This window comes from Brevibacillus sp. GCM10020057, assembly GCF_042683565.1.
Lineage (GTDB): Bacteria > Bacillota > Bacilli > Brevibacillales > Brevibacillaceae > Brevibacillus.
Genome location: NZ_JBHUJW010000043.1, coordinates 406,699 through 430,700, shown reverse-complemented (window position 1 = coordinate 430,700; position 24,002 = coordinate 406,699). Strand labels below are relative to the sequence as shown.

21 protein-coding genes are annotated in these 24,002 nt (G+C 53.6%); all 21 read right to left on the bottom strand.

Annotated features, from left to right (window positions below; all coding sequences use genetic code 11):
• Positions 1-10 precede the first annotated feature (10 nt).
• Positions 11-1,552: a ribonuclease Y gene (rny, locus tag ACFSO0_RS15755; protein ID WP_376881794.1), complete on the bottom strand. Its 1,542-nt coding sequence runs from the start codon at positions 1,550-1,552 to the stop codon at positions 11-13.
• A 274-nt stretch (positions 1,553-1,826) separates the two neighbouring features.
• Positions 1,827-2,474, bottom strand: coding sequence for a RecX family transcriptional regulator (locus ACFSO0_RS15750; RefSeq protein WP_376881793.1), 648 nt, complete (start codon positions 2,472-2,474; stop codon positions 1,827-1,829).
• Between the two features lie 118 nt (positions 2,475-2,592).
• A complete protein-coding gene (recA, locus tag ACFSO0_RS15745) occupies positions 2,593-3,651 on the bottom strand; it encodes a recombinase RecA (RefSeq protein ID WP_376881791.1) in 1,059 nt (352 codons plus the stop codon).
• A 170-nt stretch (positions 3,652-3,821) separates the two neighbouring features.
• Positions 3,822-5,411 (bottom strand): DEAD/DEAH box helicase, encoded by a 1,590-nt coding sequence (locus tag ACFSO0_RS15740; protein WP_376881789.1) that lies wholly within the window; start codon positions 5,409-5,411, stop codon positions 3,822-3,824.
• Between the two features lie 7 nt (positions 5,412-5,418).
• Entirely contained in the window at positions 5,419-6,663 is a 1,245-nt protein-coding gene (locus ACFSO0_RS15735) for a competence/damage-inducible protein A (protein ID WP_376881787.1), read from the bottom strand.
• 107 nt (positions 6,664-6,770) lie between these two features.
• Complete coding sequence (gene pgsA, locus ACFSO0_RS15730; protein WP_376881786.1) at positions 6,771-7,346, bottom strand: CDP-diacylglycerol--glycerol-3-phosphate 3-phosphatidyltransferase; 576 nt, start codon at positions 7,344-7,346, stop codon at positions 6,771-6,773.
• Positions 7,347-8,693, bottom strand: a complete 1,347-nt coding sequence (gene rimO, locus ACFSO0_RS15725) for a 30S ribosomal protein S12 methylthiotransferase RimO (protein ID WP_376881784.1) — start codon at positions 8,691-8,693, stop codon at positions 7,347-7,349.
• A 110-nt stretch (positions 8,694-8,803) separates the two neighbouring features.
• A complete protein-coding gene (locus ACFSO0_RS15720) occupies positions 8,804-9,700 on the bottom strand; it encodes a helix-turn-helix domain-containing protein (protein ID WP_376881782.1) in 897 nt (298 codons plus the stop codon).
• Positions 9,701-9,712: 12 nt separating this feature from the next.
• Complete coding sequence (locus tag ACFSO0_RS15715) at positions 9,713-10,492, bottom strand: YmfK family protein (protein ID WP_376881781.1); 780 nt, start codon at positions 10,490-10,492, stop codon at positions 9,713-9,715.
• Between the two features lie 106 nt (positions 10,493-10,598).
• A complete protein-coding gene (locus ACFSO0_RS15710; RefSeq protein WP_376881779.1) occupies positions 10,599-10,868 on the bottom strand; it encodes a DUF3243 domain-containing protein in 270 nt (89 codons plus the stop codon).
• An 89-nt stretch (positions 10,869-10,957) separates the two neighbouring features.
• Positions 10,958-11,692, bottom strand: a complete 735-nt coding sequence (ymfI, locus tag ACFSO0_RS15705) for an elongation factor P 5-aminopentanone reductase (RefSeq protein WP_376881777.1) — start codon at positions 11,690-11,692, stop codon at positions 10,958-10,960.
• An 8-nt stretch (positions 11,693-11,700) separates the two neighbouring features.
• Entirely contained in the window at positions 11,701-12,993 is a 1,293-nt protein-coding gene (gene yfmH / locus ACFSO0_RS15700) for an EF-P 5-aminopentanol modification-associated protein YfmH (protein ID WP_376881775.1), read from the bottom strand.
• A gap of 2 nt (positions 12,994-12,995) precedes the next feature.
• Positions 12,996-14,291, bottom strand: coding sequence for an EF-P 5-aminopentanol modification-associated protein YfmF (yfmF, locus tag ACFSO0_RS15695; RefSeq protein ID WP_376881773.1), 1,296 nt, complete (start codon positions 14,289-14,291; stop codon positions 12,996-12,998).
• A 158-nt stretch (positions 14,292-14,449) separates the two neighbouring features.
• Positions 14,450-14,605: a hypothetical protein gene (locus ACFSO0_RS15690; protein WP_376881772.1), complete on the bottom strand. Its 156-nt coding sequence runs from the start codon at positions 14,603-14,605 to the stop codon at positions 14,450-14,452.
• 51 nt (positions 14,606-14,656) lie between these two features.
• Complete coding sequence (locus ACFSO0_RS15685) at positions 14,657-15,850, bottom strand: stalk domain-containing protein (protein WP_376881770.1); 1,194 nt, start codon at positions 15,848-15,850, stop codon at positions 14,657-14,659.
• An 80-nt stretch (positions 15,851-15,930) separates the two neighbouring features.
• Entirely contained in the window at positions 15,931-16,890 is a 960-nt protein-coding gene (locus ACFSO0_RS15680; RefSeq protein ID WP_376881768.1) for an ABC transporter permease, read from the bottom strand.
• Positions 16,890-17,963, bottom strand: coding sequence for an ABC transporter permease (locus ACFSO0_RS15675; RefSeq protein WP_376881766.1), 1,074 nt, complete (start codon positions 17,961-17,963; stop codon positions 16,890-16,892). Before ACFSO0_RS15675 ends, ACFSO0_RS15680 begins: the two co-directional genes overlap by 1 nt.
• Positions 17,956-19,470, bottom strand: a complete 1,515-nt coding sequence (locus ACFSO0_RS15670; RefSeq protein WP_376883219.1) for an ABC transporter ATP-binding protein — start codon at positions 19,468-19,470, stop codon at positions 17,956-17,958. The genes ACFSO0_RS15675 and ACFSO0_RS15670 overlap by 8 nt, the downstream gene beginning before the upstream one ends.
• A 120-nt stretch (positions 19,471-19,590) precedes the next feature.
• The gene (locus ACFSO0_RS15665) at positions 19,591-20,640 is read right to left on the bottom strand and encodes a BMP family lipoprotein (protein ID WP_376881765.1); all 1,050 of its coding nucleotides are present in this window, start codon (positions 20,638-20,640) and stop codon (positions 19,591-19,593) included.
• Between the two features lie 58 nt (positions 20,641-20,698).
• Entirely contained in the window at positions 20,699-21,424 is a 726-nt protein-coding gene (locus ACFSO0_RS15660; protein WP_376881763.1) for a GntR family transcriptional regulator, read from the bottom strand.
• 220 nt (positions 21,425-21,644) lie between these two features.
• On the bottom strand, positions 21,645-23,999 hold the full coding sequence (locus ACFSO0_RS15655) for an FtsK/SpoIIIE family DNA translocase (RefSeq protein ID WP_376883217.1): 2,355 nt from the start codon (positions 23,997-23,999) through the stop codon (positions 21,645-21,647).
• Between the last annotated feature and the right edge of the window lie 3 nt (positions 24,000-24,002).

The window sequence follows — 24,002 nt, the reverse complement described above, 5'->3', positions numbered from 1 at the left end:
TTACGCCACTTTACTTTGCATACTCTACCGCCCGTGTCTCACGGATGACCGTAACTTTGATATGCCCCGGGTAGTCGAGTTCATTTTCGATTCGTTTCGTGATATCACGTGCCAAGCGTGTCGCTTCTGCATCATCAATCTTCTCAGGTTGTACCATTACGCGAATTTCGCGCCCTGCTTGAATCGCATAAGACTTCTCGACTCCATCGAACGACTCAGAGATCTCTTCCAGTTTCTCCAAACGTCTGATATACGTTTCCAATGTCTCACGGCGTGCCCCTGGACGAGCAGCAGACAACGCATCCGCGGCTCCTACCAGCATAGCAATAACGGAAGTTGGTTCTGTATCGCCATGATGCGATGCAATACTGTTGACCACCACGTGATGCTCGTTGTATTTCTTGGCCAATTCCACGCCGATTTCCACGTGGGAGCCTTCTACTTCGTGGTCGATCGCTTTTCCGATGTCGTGCAGAAGACCGGCGCGTTTCGCCAGCTTGACGTCTTCTTTCAGCTCGGCTGCCATCAATCCCGCGAGGTGCGCGACTTCCATAGAGTGCTTCAGCACGTTTTGGCCGTAGCTTGTACGGTAGCGCAAACGTCCCAAAATCTTGATCAGGTCCGGATGCAAACCGTGTACGCCTGTCTCAAACGTCGCTTGCTCTCCGTATTCACGGATGCGCTCGTCCACTTCACGACGCGCTTTCTCTACCATTTCCTCGATTCGCGCCGGGTGAATACGGCCGTCCGCAACCAGCTTATCCAAAGCGGTTTTGGCGATCTCCCGTCGAATCGGATCAAAACCGGAGAGGATTACCGCTTCCGGTGTATCGTCGATAATCAGGTCGATACCCGTCAACGTCTCCAGCGCGCGGATGTTGCGTCCTTCGCGACCGATAATCCGCCCTTTCATTTCATCGTTCGGCAATGTCACGACAGATACAGTCGTCTCTGCTACGTGATCAGCTGCACAGCGCTGAATGGAGGTCGTAATGATTTCGCGAGCGCGTTTGTCCGCCTCTTCTTTGGCCTGCGTCTCAATTTCCTTGATCATCACAGCCATTTCGTGGCGAACCGTATTTTCCACGTCTGTCAGGATGATATTTTTCGCTTCATCCTGCGTCAGACCGGAAATACGCTCCAGCTCGGAAACTTGTTCTTTATATAAGTGCTCTACCTTGCTTTGCAGTTCTGCGATGGCCCTGTCGCGCTCGTTCAATTCTTCTTCCTTGCGCTCCAGCTGTTCCATCTTGCGGTCCAACGATTCTTCCTTTTGCAGGATTCGACGTTCCTGGCGCTGGATTTCGTTGCGCCGCTCGCGCAGTTCGGTTTCCGCTTCGGAGCGAAGCTTGAATACTTCGTCTTTCGCTTCGAGAACCTTTTCCTTTTTGACGGCTTCGGCGTCCCGTTTCGCTTCTTCTACGATCTGTCTCGCAGCTTCTTCCGCGCTAGAGATCTTCGCTTCCGCAATGGATTTGCGTGTGAAGTAGCCGGCGCCCGCACCGATGAGCAGAGCGATGAGCACAATGACTACAGTTAGTATAGCGTCCATAGGTTTTTCGTTTCACCTCCTTAATGTAAAACATCTCCCCGCTTTCCAAGCATTGTTTTTCATGGAGTGCCGCTGTCGTTTTCAATCCTCGGACATTCGACTAAAAAACAAGACCGATTCGACTCGGTCCGCTGAATCCGCACTCATCGCACGGGTGTTCAGTTGTACCACAGGCAATGAGTGAGAAAAACAGCGAAAAGTTATGATACACCAAGTAAATACAAATCTATTTTATTATTTGTGAACAAGAATTGTCAAGATCATGCAAATGGGGTCAACCCTGCTCGCCCGTCATTCGGCGCAATTCGCCCCTGATCTGTTGCACGACACCGCCCGAAAATCCTTTGCGCATCAGCAATGACAAAATTTTCCGCTCATCGTCCCGATCAGGTGGCCCCTGCAATCTCCTCACTTTTTTCTCAACCAGCGCTCTCGCCGCTGCCAGTTCATCCTCTCTGGTAACCGCTCGAACCGCCTCGTCCGCAATCCCTCTGTCCACACCTCGCTGTTGCAGCTCCATCCGCAGCATGTACGAACTGCGCGGCTTCAGCCGCAGCCTCTCCTCCACCCACTGCCTGGCAAACGCCTCATCATTGATATAGCCCTGCTCCTGGCATTTGTCACACACCTCTTCCGCCACATCGGGCAAAAAGCCCTTCTCCAGCAAATACGCGTGCAGCTGGCTTTTCGTCCTCGGCCGTATTCCCAAATACCGCAACGCCCCCAGATACGCCTTGTGCTTTTCCTCCGCCACGAGCACTTCACGATAAAACGCCTCGTCCAGCTCCGTTCCTTTGAACAGATTGTACTTGACCAAAATATCTTCGTGCACCGAAAAGGCATACTCGTCATTCAGATCGATGTGATAGCGCTGCTTCTGCTTGTTGTCCCGATGAACGGCCGTGATTACTCCGCTTTTCACGGCTTCCCCTCCTTTCCTGACGTCTTGTTTTGTCTATCGGCTTTGTTTAGAAAAAATAAAGCTCCCATCAGCGGCAAAACAAAACAGCCTATCTCGTCGACAGGCTGTTTACGCTCGATTAGTCTAGCTCAAAGAGTGGTTCTACATCCTGCTCAGGATCGACGACCGCTTCCGATTCTGGAATCGCACCCGGGTTCAGGCTGAAATACTCGCGCACTTTCGCTTCAATCTGAGCCGCGACATGCGGATTCTCTTTCAAGTAGAGCTTGGAGTTTTCACGTCCCTGGCCGAGGCGCTCATCGTTGAAAGAGTACCAGGCTCCGCTCTTTTGCACCACGTCGATCTCCGAACCGATGTCCAGGATGCTGCCCTCTTTGGAGATTCCTTCGCCGTACATGATGTCTACTTCGGCGACTTTGAACGGCGGAGCCACTTTGTTTTTCACGACCTTGATCTTCGTCTTGCTGCCCATGATGTCGTTGCCTACTTTGATCGCTTCCGCTTTGCGGACATCGAGGCGAACGCTGGCATAGAACTTGAGCGCGCGGCCGCCAGGAGTCGTTTCCGGGTTGCCGAACATGACGCCGACTTTTTCACGCAGCTGGTTGATGAAGATGGCAATCGTCTTGGACTTGTTGATCGCGCCGGAGAGCTTGCGCAGCGCCTGGGACATCAGGCGAGCCTGCAGACCTACGTGGGAGTCTCCCATCTCGCCCTCGATCTCTGCTTTCGGAACCAAGGCTGCAACCGAGTCTACCACGATGATATCTACAGCGCCGGAGCGCACCAATGCTTCCGCAATTTCCAGAGCTTGCTCGCCGGTATCCGGCTGGGACAGCAGCAGTTCGTCAATGTTGACGCCCAGCTTGGCTGCGTACACAGGATCAAGCGCGTGCTCCGCATCGATAAACGCAGCTTGTCCACCTTGCTTCTGTACTTCCGCGATCGCGTGAAGGGCTACCGTTGTTTTACCGGAGGACTCTGGGCCGAAAATCTCTACGATCCGTCCGCGCGGGAACCCTCCTACTCCAAGTGCGATATCGAGAGCAAGCGCACCGCTGGAGACGGTGGAAATTTGGACGTTGGCAACTTCCCCCAACTTCATAATGGAACCTTTACCGAACTGCTTTTCTATCTGACGCAATGCATTTTCCAAAGCTGCGCGACGATCTGACAAATGGTACACACCCTTTCACATTCGCTTCTGTTTTGCTTGATTCCATCATACATCGAGACAGAATGGTTTGCCAAGTATTTTTTGCGAACAAATATTCGCATCATAAAAAGACAGCCATCCGCCCATGCTGCTGGCGAGATGGCTGTCTTTGGTTTGCTGGCAGGTACTGCCTAAGAGCGCTTGGCTCCGCGCGGCTTCGCCGGCTCCAGGTTGATCCGCTTGCCGTTGATGCGGGTCTGGCGCAAAGACTCGTATACGAACGCCGCGACATCTTCCGGCACTTCCACGAATGTGAAGTTCTCGAAAATGTCAATGCGGCCCACGGCTTTCCCCGGAATGCCTACGGACTCGGAAATCTCGCGGACGAGATCCTGCGGCTTCATGTTGGCATTGCGGCCCACGTTCAGGAAGAAGCGCACCATGCCTTTTGCCGCGCCTGTTTCGCCGAAGTTGTACGCTTCCACCTCCTGGGTCTGGCCTGCTTCGCTGTGGAAAGCAAGGTGGAGGGCAGCCGCCGCGACTTTCTCCGCCGGATATTGAGCGGCCAGAGATTCCGCCACTTTCTGGTACATATCTGCGATCGCATCGCTCTCCAACAGGCTGGTCAGTTGCTCACGCAGCTGTTCCTGCTTGCGCTCCGCCACTTCCTCGAGGGAAGGAACGTTGCGGGATTGCACTTGCGCTTTTGTCTGTTTTTGAATGAACATCATCTGTCTGACTTCGCGCGGGGTCACCAAAGTCATGGCAATCCCTTTGCGGCCTGCGCGTCCCGTGCGGCCGATGCGGTGAACGTAGCTTTCCGAGTCTTGCGGAATGTCGTAGTTGATTACGTGCGATACGTTGCCCACGTCAATCCCGCGCGCAGCGACGTCTGTAGCGATGAGGAACTCGATAGATCCTTCGCGGAAGGCGTTCATGACTTTATCGCGCTGCGCCTGGGACAGGTCTCCGTGCAAGCCGTCAGCCAAATACCCGCGCGCTTGCAGGACCTCCGTCAGCTCATCTACACCGCGCTTGGTGCGGCAGAAAATAATGCCCAGCTCGACGTCCTCGCTGTCCAGAATGCGGCAGAGGCTCTCGACTTTATTGCGGTCGAACACTTTGTAGTACACTTGCTCGATCAAAGGCGCCGTCACTTCTTCGCGGCTGACCGCGATCGTCTGCGGCTGCTTCATGTAGCGGGTTGCCAGGCGCTTGATTTCAGGCGGCATGGTCGCCGAGAACAGCAAGGTCTGACGCTCCTGCGGCATTTGCGTAATGATCGTCTCGATGTCCTCGATGAAGCCCATGTCCAGCATTTCATCCGCTTCATCCAGAACGAGGGTATGTACATGATCCAGCTTCAAGGTTTTGCGGCGCAGGTGGTCCATGACGCGGCCCGGCGTCCCAACGACGACTTGCACGCCCTGGCGCAGCGCACGGATTTGATGGCCGATCGATTGACCGCCGTAGATCGGCAGCGTGCGCACCTTGTTGTATTTGGAAATGCGCAGCAGCTCGCCCGCTACCTGGATTGCCAGCTCGCGGGTCGGCGTGAGGACGATCGCCTGCACGCGGTTCGCCGGGCTGATCTTTTCGATGAGCGGAATCCCGAACGCAGCGGTTTTCCCGGTACCTGTCTGGGCTTGACCGATCAGGTCTCCGCCCTCCAGCACTTTCGGAATGCAGGCAGCCTGGATCGGCGATGGTTCTTCAAAGCCCATGTCATGGATGGCTTGAAGAATGGATTTATGTAAAGGAAAATCAGAAAACATCGTCATGAATACGTCACCTTTCTTTTTGCATTTGCAGCGCGTAAAACAGCGCGAATTTGGCGGCGCGGCCAACGATCGCATGCCTTCTACCCGCGAGGCGCAGCTCTTTCACCACCGTTGACGAACCTTCAGCCGCAATCCCGATGTAGACCAGCCCGACTGGCTTGCCTTCAGACGGATCGGGACCGGCTACTCCCGTCACTGATACTCCATAGGTGGAGCCCAGCTTTTCTCTTACATGCTCTGCCAGCAGCTTTGCCGTTTTTGCACTGACCGCCCCATCCGTATGGAGCACATCTGCCGGAACTTCCAAGACTTGATTTTTGACTTCATTGGTATAACAGACAACGCCTCCGCGGAACACAGCAGAACTGCCCGGCACAGAGGTGATGAGCGACGCGACGGTGCCGCCCGTGCAACTTTCTGCACAAGCAATGGTCTCGCCCCTCCTGGCCAGTTCCTGAACCAGTACCTCATGCAGGGAAGAATTTTCCCCCGTGCCGTATATGTACTGCCCGACGCGCCTGCGAATCTCTTCCTCCACCGGCAGGATCAACGCTTCCCCTTGTTCTGTCGTCGCCGCTCTTGCCGTGACGCGCAGCGTGACCTCGAACTCCTTGGCGTACGGAGCAATCGTCGGGTTGTCCTGCTTTTCGATCAGATCGATCAGTTTCTCCTCCAGCGCCGACTCCCCAATGCCATAGAAACGGAAAACGCGGGAATGGAACACCTGTTTCTCCGGCAACAGCTCCGTCAGGTACGGCAACACGTATCGCTCCACCATCGGATACAGCTCGCTCGGCGGTCCAGGCAAGAGAACAAATGTCGTCCCGTCATGACGGATCGCCATTCCCGGCGCCATCCCGTAGTCGTTGGCAAAAACATGGCTGCCTGCCAAAACCAGCGCCTGCTTCCGGTTGTTCTCTGTCATGGTAATACCGCGTTGTGCAAAGAAGTCTTCGATGTGCTTCATGGCCGGTGCGTCCGTCACCAGTTCGACACCGACATGCGCCGCCACTGTTTCCTTGGTCAAGTCGTCCTGCGTCGGTCCCAACCCTCCTGTGAAGATAACCAGGTCAGAGCGCTCCGCCCCCAGGCGAATCACCTGGTCAAGGCGTTCCGCATTGTCGCCTACGACCGTATGGAAATATACACCAATGCCAATGTCCGCCAGCTTTTGCGACAAAAACTGCGCGTTCGTATTGGCGATTTGCCCCAAAAGCAATTCGGTCCCTACCGCGATGATCTCCGCTCTCATCCTTCTCACCCATTTTCATCAAGAGTACAAAAGCCTCTAAACTAACAGTCTATCATCGTAGGACGCATTGGAGAAGAGCCTTGTGAAAAAAGAGACCAATACCCGCATTACGAGTATTGGATAACGTTGCGATTCTTCGCAAAGTAGTCGTACCCGGAGTAAATCGTGATGATGACCATTGCCCATGTTGCCACTTCGTCGAACGGAATGCCGAGAAATTCAAACGGAAAGTTCCGTATCATTACGGCCGTAATTGCTACAATCTGCACCCACGTCTTTATTTTACCCAGTGCACTGGCAGCAATAACCTGTCCCTCGGCTGCAGCGATCAACCGCAGACCCGTCACCGCGAACTCCCTGCTGATGATGACAATGGCAATCCACGCTTCCAGACGTTGCATTTCCACAAGCGAAATCAATGCCGCCGAGATGAGCAGCTTGTCGGCGAGCGGGTCCAAAAACTTGCCGAAATTCGTTACGATCTTCCGCTTCCGGGCAATGTATCCGTCGAGTCCGTCCGTACTGGCTGCGAGGATAAACACCAGAGCCGCAATCAGCTCGTTAATTGTCATCGTCAGGCTGCCAATCGTAAAAGTCCCGATGTTGTAACGCACCAGCAGAAAAAACATAACGACCGGCACCAGGAAAATCCTGGCGAGGGTGATGCGGTTGGCGAGATTCACCTAGACTACCTCCCCAGCTAAATCGTATTCAAAGGAGTGCGTGATCTTAACCTTTGCGATTGAGCCCAGTTCCCCCTTAAAACCGGAGACGAACACTTCACCGTCAATTTCCGGGGCATCGTATTGCGTACGTCCCACGTAAATGTCATTGTGTCCTTCATACCGTTCGATCAAAACATCCAGCACCTGGCCGACAAAGCGGCTGTTGCGGTCGCCGGCCACCTCCCGCTGAATTTCCATCAGCAGGTTGGCACGTTTTTCCTTGACTTCCTCATCCACATGGTCCGGCAGGCGGGACGCTGGCGTGTCGTCCTCGTTGGAATACGTAAATACGCCAAGGCGGTCAAAGCGGATGTCTTTCACAAATTCGCACAGTCTGTCAAAATCTTCCTCTGTCTCTCCAGGAAAACCGACAATCAGCGACGTCCGCAAAGCGACATCCGGCACCTGCTCGCGAATTTTCGCGACGAGCGCGCGAATATCGGTCTGACGGCCAGGACGGCGCATCTTTTTCAGTATGTGATCCTCCGAGTGCTGCAGCGGCATATCCACGTATTTGCATACTTTCGGGTTCGTTGCAAATGTGTGAATCAACTCATCCGTAAAGAAGCCAGGATATGCATAGTGAAGGCGAATCCACTGGATGCCCTCGACTTCAGACAGACGGTTCAATAGCTCTGGCAGCATCAGCTTGCCATCGTAGATATCTGTCCCGTAATTGGTGGAATCCTGCGCAATCAGGCTTATTTCCACAATCCCCTGTGCAGCGAGGTGACGCGCCTCTTCCAGGATGGATTCGATAGTCCGGCTGCGAAATCCTCCGCGCATCAAGGGGATACTGCAAAAGGTACAGGCGTTATCACAGCCCTCTGCAATTTTAATGTATGCAGAGTAAGTACCTTCCTTCACTTTCCGCTTTACTACATCTTCATACGTAAAAATCGGATTGCCCACATAGATCGGGCGCTTTCCTGCGAGCGTCTCTTCGATGATCCCTGTAATCGACATAAAATCGCCTGTTCCGACAATGCCGTCTACTTCGGGAATCTCGTTCAAGATATCCTCTTTGTAGCGTTGCGTGAGACAGCCTGCCACGACAAGCGATTTGAGTTTGCCTGATTCCTTCAATTCAGCCATGTCCAAAATCTTGTTGACCGATTCTTCCTTGGCTGCATCGATGAAACCACAGGTATTGACGATGACCACGGTTGCTTCCTCGGGATTGTCAACCAGTTCATAGCCTTTTTCATCTATCAGATGGGCCATCATGTCTGAATCGACGAGATTCTTTTCGCAGCCCAATGTTACGATCGCAACTTTTTCTCGCGCGCCTACCTTCTCTGCCATCTTTTTTCCTCCAATTGGTCACACCAGCCCAGATTACACCTATCCAGTATAATATAAGCGAAAAGTAGTGTCAAAAGAGACAAAAGAATGAAAGGCAAGCGAATGCTTGCCTATTGGGTCACTGCCTCTTTCATTTTGAGCACAATATTGGACGGCATGGACTTCATTTTGGAAGTATCCACCACCACGCCATTTACCGTCAGCTCGACTGTCATCGGCTTGCCCAGACGCACGTACGCCGACTTCCCGAGCTCAATGGTTTTTTCCTCGCCTTTCTTCAGTTCTCCTTCTTCCACGTATTTCTTTCCTTTGCCTTCGGAGACGCCAAACCAGCTGCGATCGTCCTTGACCTTCAGCTTTACGGTCATCTTCTCGTCTCCCTGCACGGCGAAGTTGTACATGGAACCTTGCTGCGACTCGAATGTAATCGTCGTCTTCGGTGCTTCGGTGACCTGTTCGGGTGTTGTGACCGGATCAGGCGTCGGGGTGACGCTGGCAGGAGGGTTCGGCTGTTGCGCGATCGGCGAGGCAGCAGCTCCGCCGCCGTTTCCGGGAGTGACGATCTCCGCTCCCGGATTGACGCTGCTGCCCGGAATAGGCTGTGTCATCGTGCCCCCGTTGCTGTTCACAACGGCTATGTAAATGACGCCAATGATCAAGGCAATAAACAGGACGAGCAAGGTCTTCGTAACCCAGCGGCCTGCCTGCAATGGACTATTGGTCGATGCCACCCGGCGACGGCGCAGCCTCTCCACCTGTTCAGTCGGCGGCTGGGCCGGCAAATCGGATTGGAAGTGACTCATGATGTGATTTGGGTCGAGACCAACGGCTTCCGCATAACTCTTTATAAATGCACGCGCGTAAAAGTGGCCGGGAAGTACATGAAAATGGCCCCTTTCAATGGCTTCCAAATAACGCTTCTGGATCTTGGTGATACGTTGGATGTCGTCGAGCGTGATTCCTTTTTCCTCGCGGGCCCTTTGTAGTACTTGACCGAGCTCAGACACAGCTGACCCTCCTTAATTCATTCCAAAATTCTCAAAGCCGCGATTGTTGATTAATTCATAGGTAATTTCCTCTTCCGGATGATGACGCAGTTCAATAATGTAATGAAAATCAGACAGCTCGTACTCTGATTCCCTTACAAAAATATCCGGGTGCTCAATAATTTTCGCGGCCGGGAAATTCATGATCTCCCGCAGCAAGGTGTAGTGCTTTTCCGTCGAACGGAGCGTAGACACAATTCCATCTATCAAATATACATGATCGGGAGACATTTCATCAATGGCCAGCGAGCTTCTGACTGTCTGACGCAGCAGAGTCGAGGAAATAAACGTCCAACGCTTGTTGGCCGAGACGCTGGCCGCAATCATCGATTCTGTTTTGCCGACACGAGGCATCCCGCGAATCCCGATCAGTTGATGTCCTTCCCTTTTCAATATTTCCGCCATGAAATCGACAAGCAGCCCCAGCTCGTCGCGGACGAAGCGAAACGTTTTCTTGTCTTCGCTGTCGCGCTCGATATACCGGCCGTGGCGCACAGCCAGGCGGTCCAGCATCGTAGGCGGACGCAGCCTCGTTATGGTTATGTTGTCCATTTTTTGCACAACATTGCGCAAAACCTCTATTTTTTCATCGTCGTCCGTCAACAGAAGCATGCCGCGACGCATCGTATCGACGCCGTTAATGGTCACGATGTTAATGTTCAACATCCCCAGAATCGAACTGACGTCTCCCAACAGACCTGGACGGTTGCGCGCAATTTCGTACTCCATGTACCACTCTTTCTTGGCTTCCATACGCATTCCTCTCCGACACAGAATTATCTTCTTATGTAGTATATCACGTTCCCAAGATTCGACAATCCGAGAAAAGAAAAATCCCCAAAATAGGGGATTTGACAGGCTAATTGCCTCGGCTGATGTTGTCGGGATCTTGCACCAGCTTGACCATCAGGGAAGCGAGGGCTTGCTGTTGCTGCTGGTCTCCCGCATCCCAAAGCTGTTTGAGCAAGCGCTCCTGGTCGTTTTTCGGATCGACCTGCTCTGCCAGGTAGTTGCCAATCTGGTAGGCTACATTTTGCAGCGTTTCGCTTTCCATGCCTGCCTGTTTTGCCTGCTCTACTCGCTCACCGAGAAACTCTTTCCAGTCACGAAAATTGTCAAGAACGGACATGTGGAAATTCCCTCCTTAAATACGTTGCGAACAGATTTGCTGCCCACACACAGGTAGAATTCCACCAAAAGCCGTGTTTTATGCAGTCGTCAGGTGTACCAGCCGCCGTTCGGGGAGATGATCTGACCGGTCACGTAGCTCGCTTCCCGGGAAAGCAAAAAGCGGACGACAGACGCAACTTCGGCAGGTGATCCGAGACGGTTCGCAGGTATTTCCTCCGCAATCGCCGCAACCTCGTCCGGGGAGAAACGCTCCATCATCCCGCCGGCAATCGCACCGGGGGCAACCGCATTGACCGTGATTCCGTTGGGAGCGACCTCTTTCGCCAGCGCCTTGGTGAACGAATTGACAGCTCCTTTGGTCAGCGAGTACAGCACTTCGCAGGAGCCTCCCGTCAAGCCCCAGATGGAGGTAATGTTCACGATCCGACCGTACCTCTCGCGCAGCATCGCAGACAGCCCCGCCTGGCTGACCAGAAAAGCGGAGCGTACGTTGGCGGCCACAAGCTCGTCGAATTGAGCCACCGTCACATCGGAAAAAAGCCCGACATGATCGACGGATGCGTTGTTGACAATGAGCAGCGGCGCGACGGGAAGCTGTCCAAACATTGCCGCGATCTGCGCCGGATCGCGCAAATCGGCCTGTACGGGGCTTGCGGGTACGCCGAGCTGCTGGCAAAGCTGCAGGAGCCCTGCCAGTTTGTGTCCGGATTGATGATAATGCAAATAGAGCGGGACCCCCGCGTGAGCCAGATTGGCTGCAATCGCCTGCCCGATTTCACCGGAGGCCCCCGTCACTAGCGCCCATGGCGTCTGTTGATGCATGTTGTTCACTACTCCTGTGGCGAAGCGGAACGAACGATCGAAACGGCTATCTGTTCAGGGACAAAATGCTCGTGCATGCGTTTTTCCACATCTTCGCGCGTGATTGATTCCAACGTCGGCACTACAGAAAAAAGGTCGTTGCCGTTGAACTTGAAGCTGGTAAACTGGTTGGCAATAAATTCGACGGAGTTCAGGGAACGCAGGAAGTTGCCGATTTTTTTGCGCTTGGCCCGCTCAAACTCGTCCTGATCGATGCCTGTTTGCTTCATCTGTTCCATCTCGGCCCGAATCGTCTCTACCAGCCGTTCGGGATCGGGCGTATCGCCGCCGATGATGGAGTACGCGTAATCCTCTTCACTGCTGTAGTCAAAATCAAAGCTTTCTGTAATCAGCTCGCTGTCGTACAGCCGCTCGTACACGCCGGAGCTGGTGCCAAACGCGATGTCCAGCAGCAGCTTCGTAGTCAAATCCCGTTTCAGCAAGGCTTCTTTCGTCAAGCCGTTCTCGCGCTCCTTGATGCCGATCATGCATTTCGGGAGGCCGACTGCCAGATTCGCTTCGATCCTGGCTTGGGCTGGTTCAGGCTGCTCCTGCGGAAACAGACGGGTAATCTGCGGTGCCGGCGGAAACTCTTTGGCAGCCTGGTTTTCGCGGATCAGCATCATGATCGCTTCCGGATCAAACGAGCCTACGACGAGCAGCAACATGTTGGCCGGATGGTAAAAGGTCTCGTAGCACTGGTACAAATATTCCTTGGTAATGTGGGAAATTGTCTCGATCGTCCCGGCGATTTCAATGTTGATCGGGTAGTCTTTGTACAGTGCCTTCAGCAGGTTCATGTATACCTTCCAGTCCGGGTTGTCGTCGTACATGGTAATTTCCTGCCCGATGATGCCTTTCTCCTTTTCGACGCTCGCATCCGTAAAATACGGTTCCTGTACATAGTCAAGCAACAGATTCAGGTTGTCGTCCAGTTTGTCCGTGCAAGAAAACAGGTACGCCGTCCGGTTGAAGCTCGTGAAGGCGTTGCAGGAGGCCCCGTTTTTGCTGAATTCGTGCATGACATCCCGGTCTTTTTTCTCGAACATCTTGTGCTCGAGGAAATGGGCGATCCCGTCCGGCACATGGATTTCCTCGCCGCTTCGGGTGCGGAAATGGCTGTCGACAGAACCGTACCGCGTCGTAAAGACCGCATACGTCTTGCTGAAGCCTTGCTTCGGTACCAGAAACACCTGCAGGCCGTTAGCCAGCGTCTCTTGGTAGACGGTTTCATTGACCTGTTCAAATTTCGTCGTCTGCATCGTTACGCCTCTCCCTTCTTGTCGCGCAGCAAATAAATCGTGTCGATAGCTACTTTGTCCGCCACTTTTTTGATGTCTTCGATCGTCGCCGTATCGATGGCTTTCAACAGTTCGGCCAATGGGCGTTTGCGTCCGCTGATCAAGCCGTTGTACGTATATTCGATCATCCCGCGCGCACTGTCGAGCAGCTCGCGGAACTGATTGGACAACGTCGCGCGCGTCTGGTTCAGCTCCTCTTCGGTAATGTTGCCCTGACGCATCTGCTCCATCTGCTGCTTGATGATCTCCACAGCCCGGGAATATTTGTTTACGTCGATGCCTGACATGATCATCATGATTCCTTTGTGACTTTCCAGCCGGGATACGGCATAGTATGCGAGGCTTTCTTTTTCCCGTACATTGACGAACAGCTTCGAGTGGGGAAAGCCGCCGAGCACCCCGTTGTAGAGCAGCAGGGCCGGATAATCGTCATCCTTGTATGTAATATTCGTCCGGCAGCCGATGTTGAGCTTGGCCTGATTGACTTCCAGCCGGTCGATCACTTCCCGTTCTTCCGCAGGTGACTTCGATGCGTTGCCGACCGCAAGTTCCTTTACTTGCGTACGTTGCAGCGGAATATGCTTTGCGATAGCTTCTTTGACCGTCTGCAGCTCGACGTCGCCGACCACGAACATGTTGATCGGATTCGTCGCCGTGATCTCCTGGAAGTAGCGATACAACTCCTGTCCCGTAATGCCCGGCAGATCTTTCACCCTGCCTTGCACGAGCAGGGAAAACGGCTCGCCCTTGCACATTTCTTCCGTGACGCGCTGGTTGGCGTACTTCATTTTGTCGTCGATCAAGCTCTCGATGCGCTTGCGGAGCGTTTCCTTTTCCTGCGTGACGTACTTTTCCAAAAATGCGCCATTTTCTACATATGGCCGCGTGAGCATATCCCCGACAAACTGAATCGCTTGCTCGAGCAGCCCGTCCTCTTGCGACAAATACTTCTCGTTGGGTACTTCCATGTAAATCTGCAAAATTTGCCGCTCGCCCTTTTTCGTGACGTCTACGTCAAAGATCGCCCCGTACAAAAAATCGAGATGGGCGCGCAGCAGCTTTGTCTCCGGAAAGCGCGCACTCGCCCGCTTCATGACCATCGCGAGCAAAGCCGTCTTTGTCACGGTCTCCTCCGACAACGCCTGTTCGATCATCGTCACGATCGTGGTCGTCTTGAATTTGCCCGTCGGCAAGATATGTACGTTCATCCCATTGACCTGGGTGCTTTGAAACGCGATTTCCGCTATGTTGGCACTCATCGCTCATTCTCCCTTCTCCATCACGTACTCTCCTCTATTGTAACCAAATGACAGGCCATCAAGCATGCGAAACTTCAAGCGGGTGTGCATTTTGCCGCCGGGTTTGAATGGGCAACCCCGCAAGGCATAAGAAAAAGGAGCCTGTTCGCTCCTTTTTCTCACAAATCGCTATAGTCCCATTCCGTCCGCTCGTCCGGGATCATCGTCTCCTCTACAAATCTCCCGCAATCGTCGGACAGGCAAAGCATGCCGTCCAAATAATCGTCGTGAAATGGCAGTCCGTGGTTGCCGCCGCAATAAGGACAAGTCCACATGCAAAGACCTCCTCTTGGTGAAAAAGGATTTACTCTGCCTAGTGTGTCCCATTATGAGAAGCGGCTTTCCACTTTTTTTTGCTCCCAGCAGCGCAAATAGTAATACGGATCAATCGCTTTGCCGTCGCTGTTTTTGTAAAGACCGAAGTGAAGGTGCGGCTCGAACATCCCGACCGTCCCCATGCCGCCGTATCCGGAGTCCCCGACGAAGCCGATCAACTGGCCTGCCTGAATCGTCCCGCCGACCTGCAAGCCGGGAACATACGCGCTCAAATGGGCGTAGTACAGCCGGTAGCGCCCTTCCTTGTCCGTAATGTTGATGCGCCAGCCGCCATACGTATTCCAGCCGATCCGATTGATCGTGCCGTCCGCTGCGGAGTAAACCGGCGTTCCTTTTGGCGCCATGATATCGATCCCTTCGTGGCCGCGCACACTGCCGTTACTGCTTTCCGTCCACTCCCGGTCAGAGCCGAAGCTGTCGCCATACGGCTCATACCAGCTACTGTCAGAAAAAGGAAATAGGTAACTGTCGTCCAGCAAGCGGCTGTCTTGGACCTCTTTGGTCAGCGGATGCTCCGACCTTTTGGCATCTTTCGGCAAAAACAGCAGCTGGTGCACCTGCAAATCTTCTGTTATCAAGTTGTTGTTCTTCTTCAAAGCCTGGGCGGTCGTATCGTGCTGCCGGGCAATCTCGCTCAACGTGTCGCCAGGCTGCACCACGTACGGGTTGCTCGTATACGGAATGACCGCAGCGATGTTTTCCGCGGGTTTGGTCTGAATCATCGCTACGCCCGCTAGCTCATCCCACTGTACCTGATACCCCAAGGACTCACTCACAAAACGAATCGGCACCACTGTGCGCTGCTGGACGAGTTGCGCAGGCGCATCCATAGTCACACGTGCACCGTCCACGAATGCCGTCCGACTGTCGACAAGCAGGACAACCCGTTTCCCATTTTCCGTCACGGTTACTTGCCGCGCAGAAGCATCATAGTTGACATTCGCACCGGTCGACTCCGCAATCACGCGAATCGGCACGAGCATGCGCCCGTTCTGGCGCAGCGGCGACACATCAGCAGCGATCCCTTTCCCGTCGATCACAAGAGAAATGACGGGCCCCGGCTCTGAAGCTGCGCTGACAGACGTCAGCCCTGCGCCGCTCGCAACAAAACCTGTCCACAACAAAAAAGCGCCCAGAACGCTTGTCCATAGACGATTGCTGTTACGATGCAAACAGCAGTTCATCCAGATCCCTCCCCGTACAATCTTGCACAAGAGATTATCGCACAGAGAAAGAACAAGCTTCCAGACGCAAATTATGTCAACTAGCGAGAGCCTGTATCGTACGGTTTGCCCAACGCTGCAGGCGCATTCGAGCGGCCTACCAGCCCAGCCATGACGAGAATCGTCAACACGTACGGCAGCATGAAAATGAATTCGGTCGGTACATACTTGGTCAATCCGAAGATTTGCACCAGCGACTTGATCGCTTGCGCTACCCCGAAGAACAGCGCCGCTCCCATCGCCCCGGCCGGATGCCATTTCCCGAAAATCAGGGCGGCGATGGCGATGAAGCCTTGGCCGGAAACCGTATTGTGGGAAAAGTTGCTGGTCGTCGTCAGCGAGATCGTCGCTCCACCCCAGGCAGCGAGCACACCGCTGATCATAACGGCTGTGTAGCGCATTTTTTTCACGTTGATGCCCACCGTGTCCGCTGCGCGCGGATGCTCGCCGACTGCCCGCAGACGAAGACCGAATGGCGTTTTGAACACGAGGTACCAGGTGACGAACACCATGATAAAGGCGAGGTAGCTGGTTGGGTATGCCTCAAAAATGGCGTGGCCCACATAAGGAATATCGTGCAGCACCGGAATGCTCCATTTACCGAATACGCTCGTCAGTGTTGTCGTTTGCCCTGCCCCGTGAAAAATGATTTTGGTCAGGTACACAGACAGACCTGCTGCCAAAAAGTTGAGGGCAACGCCGCTGACGGTCTGATCCGCCTTGAAAGTCACGGAAGCGACCGCGTGAGGCAGCGCGAAGATCGCCCCGGCAATCCCGGCCGCGAGAAAGCCGATCCACGGCGCTCCAGCCGCAAAGGAATCCTGAAAAGCATAGGTGATGACAGCGCCGGTAAAGGCCCCGATGATCATCATGCCTTCGAGCGCAATGTTCACGACACCGGATCGTTCCGAATACAATCCGCCAAGCGCCGCAAAAATCAAGGCAGTGGAAAACACGATGGTGTCATGAACGAGGTTGCTAATAATTAATCCCCAATCCATCAGTTTCCACCTTCCTTTTTCTTCTTCATGATTGGTTTCACAAAAATCGATACGATGCCATGTGCAGCCACAAAGAAAATGACAGAGGCGATGACGATGCGAATCAGCTCAACCGGTACACCGGCCCCGAACTTCATGCCCGCCGCACCGAATGTAAGAATTCCGAACAAGATCGCGCCAAGCACGACCCCAAGCGGCGTATTGCCGCCGATCAACGCCACGGCGATCCCGTCAAAACCGTACCCTGGCTGGGCCGTCATGATCGCCTGGTAATGGAAGACCCCCAAAATTTCACACGCACCGCCAATACCGGCGAACATGCCGCCGATGAACATCGCTTTCACGACATTGCGGTTCACGTTCATCCCTGCATATTCGGAAGCATGTGGATTCAGACCAACGGCACGCAGTTCATAGCCGGTTTTCGTTTTCCATAGGACAATGTAAAAGAAAATAGCTGCAAGTACAGCAAGCAAGGTGCCCCAATGCAGACGCGCACTGTCGAACATGTCAGAGAGCCAGCCGACCGTAATGGAAGCCGAGTCGTGAATCATTTCGGAACGCTGTTGGCCCGAAGGCACGAAAAAGGCATTCATTACCCAGTTGGCCAAATACAGCGCCACCCAGTTCAGCATGATGCTGGTGATGACTTCATTGACTCCGCGCGCTGCTTTCAGATAGCCGGCGATAGCGCCCCACAGGCCGCCCGCTACCGCCCCTGCAATAATGGCGAGAGGGGCGTGAATGTAGGCAGGCAGATCCAAAGATACCCCGACTACCGTAGAAGCAATCATCCCGACGATGAATTGCCCTTCTGCCCCGATGTTGAACAGACCGGTCCGAAACGCAAAAGCCACGGCAAGACCTGTGAAAATGAGCGGAGTAATCTGGCGAATGGTTTCACCGAAGTTGTATGCACTGCCAAAAACTTTTTCGATGAGCGCCACGTACGCCTGCACCGGATTAAAGCCGCCTGCCAGCATCGCGATGGCACCGGTCACCAGCCCCAGGACGATCGCGACAAGCGGGACGAGAAACGACTCCTTTGTAAATACCGCTATGACCCTATTCATCGTTTCCCCCTCCTTGCATCCGTTTTCCTCCAGACATCATCAAGCCAAGCTCCTGTTCGGACGTCGTCTTCGCATCGACGATTCCTACGATACTTCCCTCGTAAATGACCGCAATCCGATCGGACACATTGATCACTTCATCCAGTTCCAGCGAGATCAACAGAACTGCCTTTCCTTTATCCCGCTGTTCGATCAGTCTGCGATGGATAAACTCGATCGCCCCTACGTCCAGACCGCGCGTCGGCTGTGCGGCAATCAGGAGGTCCGGGTTTTTGTCCACTTCCCGGGCGATAATCGCCTTCTGCTGATTCCCCCCGGAAAGCGCCCGTGCAGGGGTATGAATACTCGGCGTGCGCACGTCAAACTCTTCGATGAGTTTGGCCGCGTGCTTGTCAATGGCGCCATAATCGAGAAAGCCGTTCTTGTTGAACGTCGGATGAAAATACGTTTCCAAAACCATGTTCTCGCTCATGGTGAAATCCAAAACCAGTCCACGTTTATGGCGGTCTTCCGGAATGTGCGACAGGCCCGATTCGGAGATGCTCCGCGGCGGCTGATTTGTGATGTCTTTCCCATTAAGAAGTACGCGCCCGCTCGACGCTTTACGCAGGCCTGTCAGTACCTCGATCAGTTCGCTCTGCCCGTTGCCGTCGACACCCGCGATCCCGAGAACTTCCCCTGCCCGTACTTCCAGGCTGAGGTTGTTTAAGGCATTTACGCCGCGATTGCCCATTGCGGTGAGATTTTCCACAGCAAGAATCGTTTGTTTGGGCTGGGACGGCTGCTTGTCCACGCGAAAATTGACTTCGCGTCCCACCATTTTCGCCGCCAGATCGTCCGGATTCGTATCCTTGACCAGTACAGAATCAACGACTTTCCCTCTGCGGATGATCGTCACTGCATCGCACACCGCCATGATTTCCTTCAGCTTGTGCGTAATCAGGATGATCGTCTTGCCTTCTTTTACCAGGTTGTGCATAATTTCGATCAGCTCGTTGATTTCCTGCGGCGTCAGTACGGCTGTCGGCTCATCGAAAATGAGGATGTCTGCCCCGCGATAGAGCGTTTTCAAGATCTCCACGCGCTGCTGCATGCCCACGGAAATGTCCTGGATTTTTGCTCGCGGGTCCACTTTCAGCCCATACTGAATGGAAAGCTTTTCTACAGCTTCCTCTGCTTTCTTGATATCTATCTGCAACCCGTTTTTCGGTTCGTTTCCTAATACGATGTTTTCTGTTACCGTAAAAGTTTCTACCAACATAAAGTGCTGATGAACCATGCCAATGCCGAGCTCGTTCGCTACATTGGGGCTTGTGATCTTGACCGGCCTCTCATTGATAAGGATTTCACCTTCATCAGGTTGATAAAGACCAAACAGGATGTTCATAAGAGTCGACTTGCCTGCGCCGTTCTCGCCGAGAAGGGCGTGAATTTCCCCGTGTTTGACGGATAGCGAGATGCTATCGTTCGCGATGATCCCTGGGAAACGTTTGGTAATTCCTCGCATTTCAACAACAGTCTTTACCGGATTCAACCATGTTCCCCCCGTTTTTGTGGGTCTAGTTCAAAGGTAAAGAACAAGGCTAGTTGCTCGAACTAGCCTTGTCCGTGTGCAGCTTCGATGTAATTATTTTTCAGGTACTGTGATTTCGCCTTTGATGATTTTTTGCTTGTATTCATCAACGAGCTTCAGAACGTCTGCCGGAACGTTTTTGCTGGAAGTATCTGCGAGACCCACACCGTCTTCAGCCAGGCCCAGCCATTTGATGCCGCCTTGGAATTTGCCGTCGATGAGGTCTTTGGACACACGATAAACAGCCTGGTCTACACGTTTCACCATGGAGGTCAGGGTGATGTCATCGCCGAAAGTCAGGGACTGGTCTTTGTCTACACCGATTACCCATACATTTTCGCCTTTTGCTTTACGGTCTTTTGCTTCGTTGAATACGCCGTCGCCAGTACCGCCGGAAGCGTGGAAGATGATGTCGGCGCCTTGGCCGTACATTTGGGAAGCGGTGGATTTGCCGAGGTCAGGTTTGTCGAAAGCGCCTGTGTACACTTTGATAACTTGCACACTTGGGTCGACTGCTTTCACACCTGCTTCAAAGCCCACTTCAAAACGTTTGATTACCGGGATTTCTACCCCGCCCACGAAACCAACTTTTTTCGTTTTGGTCATTTTCGCTGCAACTACACCTGCGAGGAAGGAACCTTCATGCTCTTTGAACAGTACGGATTCCACGTTTGGCGCATCTACTTCAGCGTCGATGATCGCCATTTTCGCGTCCTTGTTTTCGTCAGCCACTTTTTTCAGGTGGTCACCCATCAGGAAACCGATTCCCCAGGTCAGATCCCACTTGTCTTTGACAAATTGGGTCAGGTTTGGCACGTAGTCCGCATCGCTGGTGGATTGAAGATAGTTTACGTTTTCTTTCGGGAGATTCAGGTCAGCTTGCAGTTTTTGCAGACCTTCCCAAGCGCTTTGGTTGAAGGAGTTGTCATTCACACCGCCAACGTCTGTTACCATACCGATTTTAACGGTAGGAACTGCGCCGCCAGCCGCTCCGCCTTGAGAAGCTTGGCCTTGAGGTTGTGCTTCTGGTTTGTTGCCACACCCAGCCAGTACCAGCGACAGACTGAGAGCTGCCACAGACAGCACGGAAAGAACTTTCTTCATTTGAGAATACCCCCTGTTATTAGTTGAATGAAATTGTTGAGTGAGGTCTCCCCCACAATTACAACCGTCTCCGCACGACGTGGAAGTGAATTTTGTCGGCTCTGAAGTAGTTATGGGAATAAAGCACAGGCCGTTCACTCTCGTCGTAGTGAATCTGTTTCAGCAAGAGAAGTGGCGTAGATTTGTCGCATTGCAACAGGTTGGAAACCTTTTCAATGTAGCCCATGGGAACAATCTCGGCTACGGCGTATGCAATGCGAAGCCCAGTCACACTCTCCAGCCATGTAAAGATGGACTCTCCTACTTGTGAGTAGCCTTCTGGAACCAGACGGGCAGGGATGCGATCCACACAATAGACCACAGGTTCTCCGTCAGCTGTACGAATGCGCTCGACGGTCAGCACACCTTCGCCCGGATTCAGCGACAGCTTCTTTCGCTCTTCGTCCCCGGACTCGCCAAAGAATGTCTTCAGGATCATGGTTCCTGCCGAATATCCTTGACGCTCAATCGCATCCGTCACACTAAAGAGTTCCCCAATCCCGCCTGAAAAAACAGGTTTGGAATTGATAAAAGTGCCTACACCGTGCCGACGGATGACAATTTTTTCTTCTTCCAGAAGGCGGAGCGCCTCGCGGAGTGTCGCCCTGCTAACGCCTAACTGTTTTGACAGTTCAGCTTCGGAAGGCAAACGCTCGCCAGGACGCAGTTGACCAGATTCGATATCTCCCTTGATCTTATCCATCACCAAGAGACAAAGTGATCGAACATTCCCTTTGATGCTCATGTCATTCACTCCTGCTGTCCATTAACCATCCCAACAGGTAGGACGTCAGACCTCTGATACGTATGGGAAACGACACAACAATTTCCTTCAATCTCGTAAAAATTTTAACCTAGCGGGCGTGTATCATGCAAGCCAAATATTTTGAATACGTGGGGAAAATCATAAACAATGCCATGACGACACGCCCAGTAGGTAAAACTGCTCCTGCGAATGACTTCGATCAAGAGATATTGCTTTCGATCGAAGGCCGCGGGAGCCGCACTTCTCTCGGCTTGCTGCCTTCATAGGGGCCAACCACGCCCTGCGCCTCCATCATGTCGATCAGGCGGGCGGCGCGGGTATAGCCTACGCGCAGGCGCCGCTGCAAGAGCGAAGCCGATGCCGTCTGTGCTTCGGAGACGATCTGCACGGCTTGCTCGTACAGTTCGTCATCGACGACGGGAGCCTGTTCTTCCTGCACATCGCCCGGGATCATTTCTTCGCTGTAACGCGCTTCCTGCTGTTCTTTGACAAAGAGAACTACTTCTTCTACTTCCTTGTCCGAGACGAATGCCCCCTGAACGCGAAGCGGCTTGGACGCTCCCATCGGAAGGAAGAGCATGTCGCCTCTTCCCAGCAGCTTCTCGGCGCCTCCCATGTCCAAAATCGTCCGCGAGTCCGCCATCGAGGATACGCCAAAGGCGATACGGGACGGGATGTTCGCCTTGATCACACCGGTAATGACGTCAACAGACGGGCGCTGCGTGGCGATGATCAGATGGATACCGGACGCACGTGCCATCTGTGCGAGGCGGCAAATCGCATCTTCAACCTCTCCGGGCGCAACCATCATCAAATCTGCCAATTCGTCTACGATAACGACGATATACGGCAGCGGCGCTCCTTCTGCCTGTGCATTGTACATCTCGATATTGCGGCTGCCTGTTTTGGCGAACAGATTGTAACGGCGTTCCATTTCCGCCACAACCTTTTTCAGGGCGACCGATGCGCGGCGCGGATCGGTCACGACAGGCGCCAGCAGATGAGGGATGCCGTTGTAGACGTTCAGTTCGACCATTTTCGGGTCGACCATCATGAGCTTGACCTCGTCCGGCTTTGCCTTGAACAGAATGCTCATGATCAGCCCGTTGATGCAGACGGACTTTCCGCTTCCCGTCGCACCAGCCACGAGCAGATGGGGCATTTTCGACAAGTCGGCGACGATCGGCTCGCCAGAAATATCTCTGCCCAAAGCGACCGTGAGCTTGCCCGGCGCATCCTGATAGGGAGGCGATTCCAACACTTCTCGCAAGGAAACGACCGCCACCTCCGAATTGGGCACTTCAATGCCAATCGCGGATTTCCCCGGAATCGGCGCCTCGATGCGAATGTCTTTGGCAGCGAGAGCCAATGCCAGATCATCCGTCAAGCTGACGATTCGGCTGACCTTCACCCCTGTCGCCGGCTGGACCTCATAACGGGTAACTGCCGGGCCGCGATGGATTTCGGATACAGTCGCGTTCACTCCAAAGCTTTTCAACGTCTGGACGAGCTTGTTCGCATTCAGCGTATGATCCACGTCTTTCCCCGCACCTGTTGTCCTTGGCCGCGAGAGCATTTGCAGGCTCGGCAGCTCGTACGGCATCGCGGGATGGGCTCCCTCCTCCGTTTCCAGCGTGCCGAAGATTTCTTCCTCCCCTTCCAGGGAGAATGTAATCTCTTGCTTCGGCGCAGGCTCGCTCTTCGCCCGACTTGCCTGAACCGGCTGCTCCTGTTCTTCCATGGCGATCCGGTCCGCAAAGTCACGAATGACAGGGGCGACCTTCACTTCCTCCGCTGGAGAATAGCTGTCATGCATGTCGTGGATCACCGGTACGACAATAGCGGCGTCGGCTTCAGCCGCTTGCTTCGCCATGTGAGCTTCCCGCGCCTCTTTTGCCTCCTGCCTGCGCTTTTCGCTTTCCTCCTGCAGGAGCTGGACGGAATCCTTGACCGTTTCTTTGGCTTTTGCGTACATTTGTGCAGCTTTGTCACGGAGGGTCAACAAAATATTGACGTAGGAAAGATTGAACAGGAACATGATGCCCACCAGAAACAGAAACACGATGATGATGCCAGTTCCGATTGTCCCGACGAGGCTGTTGCAAATGGCGAAAACAAGCGCTCCAGCCATTCCTCCCCCGACGCCGGTCGTCGATACTTTCTGGCTATGGTCGAGCCAAAGTCTGTCCCAGGTGACGCGGATGATGCTCTGCTCGGCGAATTTGCCGTCTGCCGTCACTTGCTTGTAGAGGATGAGGTGGTCCCACGTAAACACAGCGAGCGCGATGAGCACAATGCCCAGCACCCGATAGGTCAGCCGCGGCATCTTCCGCGTGAACATCATGTGGATCGCCATTCCGATCAGCAGCACGGGGATGGTAAAATCCCAAGACCCCGCAATGAAGCGGAATAAAAAGGCGAGGACGTTTTTCCCCAGCCATCCGCTTTCCAAAAGCCCGATCAGCGACAGGACGATCACGATCAACCCCAGCAATTCTATTTTGACAACTGAGGCCAATGCCGCTTGCGACTGTTCTCTTTTTCTTCTACTCAGATG

What these genes read in the sequence shown, in the direction of transcription:
- rny (WP_376881794.1), bottom strand. Translation starts at nt 1,552, where the DNA reads ATGGACGCTATACTAACTGTAGTCATTGTGCTCATCGCTCTGCTCATC.
- ACFSO0_RS15740 (WP_376881789.1), bottom strand. Translation starts at nt 5,411, where the DNA reads ATGACGATGTTTTCTGATTTTCCTTTACATAAATCCATTCTTCAAGCC.
- ACFSO0_RS15735 (WP_376881787.1), bottom strand. Translation starts at nt 6,663, where the DNA reads ATGAGAGCGGAGATCATCGCGGTAGGGACCGAATTGCTTTTGGGGCAA.
- rimO (WP_376881784.1), bottom strand. Translation starts at nt 8,693, where the DNA reads ATGGCAGAGAAGGTAGGCGCGCGAGAAAAAGTTGCGATCGTAACATTG.
- ACFSO0_RS15715 (WP_376881781.1), bottom strand. Translation starts at nt 10,492, where the DNA reads ATGGAAGCCAAGAAAGAGTGGTACATGGAGTACGAAATTGCGCGCAAC.
- ACFSO0_RS15710 (WP_376881779.1), bottom strand. Translation starts at nt 10,868, where the DNA reads ATGTCCGTTCTTGACAATTTTCGTGACTGGAAAGAGTTTCTCGGTGAG.
- ymfI (WP_376881777.1), bottom strand. Translation starts at nt 11,692, where the DNA reads ATGCATCAACAGACGCCATGGGCGCTAGTGACGGGGGCCTCCGGTGAA.
- yfmH (WP_376881775.1), bottom strand. Translation starts at nt 12,993, where the DNA reads ATGCAGACGACGAAATTTGAACAGGTCAATGAAACCGTCTACCAAGAG.
- yfmF (WP_376881773.1), bottom strand. Translation starts at nt 14,291, where the DNA reads ATGAGTGCCAACATAGCGGAAATCGCGTTTCAAAGCACCCAGGTCAAT.
- ACFSO0_RS15690 (WP_376881772.1), bottom strand. Translation starts at nt 14,605, where the DNA reads ATGTGGACTTGTCCTTATTGCGGCGGCAACCACGGACTGCCATTTCAC.
- ACFSO0_RS15685 (WP_376881770.1), bottom strand. Translation starts at nt 15,850, where the DNA reads ATGAACTGCTGTTTGCATCGTAACAGCAATCGTCTATGGACAAGCGTT.
- ACFSO0_RS15680 (WP_376881768.1), bottom strand. Translation starts at nt 16,890, where the DNA reads ATGGATTGGGGATTAATTATTAGCAACCTCGTTCATGACACCATCGTG.
- ACFSO0_RS15675 (WP_376881766.1), bottom strand. Translation starts at nt 17,963, where the DNA reads ATGAATAGGGTCATAGCGGTATTTACAAAGGAGTCGTTTCTCGTCCCG.
- ACFSO0_RS15670 (WP_376883219.1), bottom strand. Translation starts at nt 19,470, where the DNA reads ATGCGAGGAATTACCAAACGTTTCCCAGGGATCATCGCGAACGATAGC.
- ACFSO0_RS15665 (WP_376881765.1), bottom strand. Translation starts at nt 20,640, where the DNA reads ATGAAGAAAGTTCTTTCCGTGCTGTCTGTGGCAGCTCTCAGTCTGTCG.
- ACFSO0_RS15660 (WP_376881763.1), bottom strand. Translation starts at nt 21,424, where the DNA reads ATGAGCATCAAAGGGAATGTTCGATCACTTTGTCTCTTGGTGATGGAT.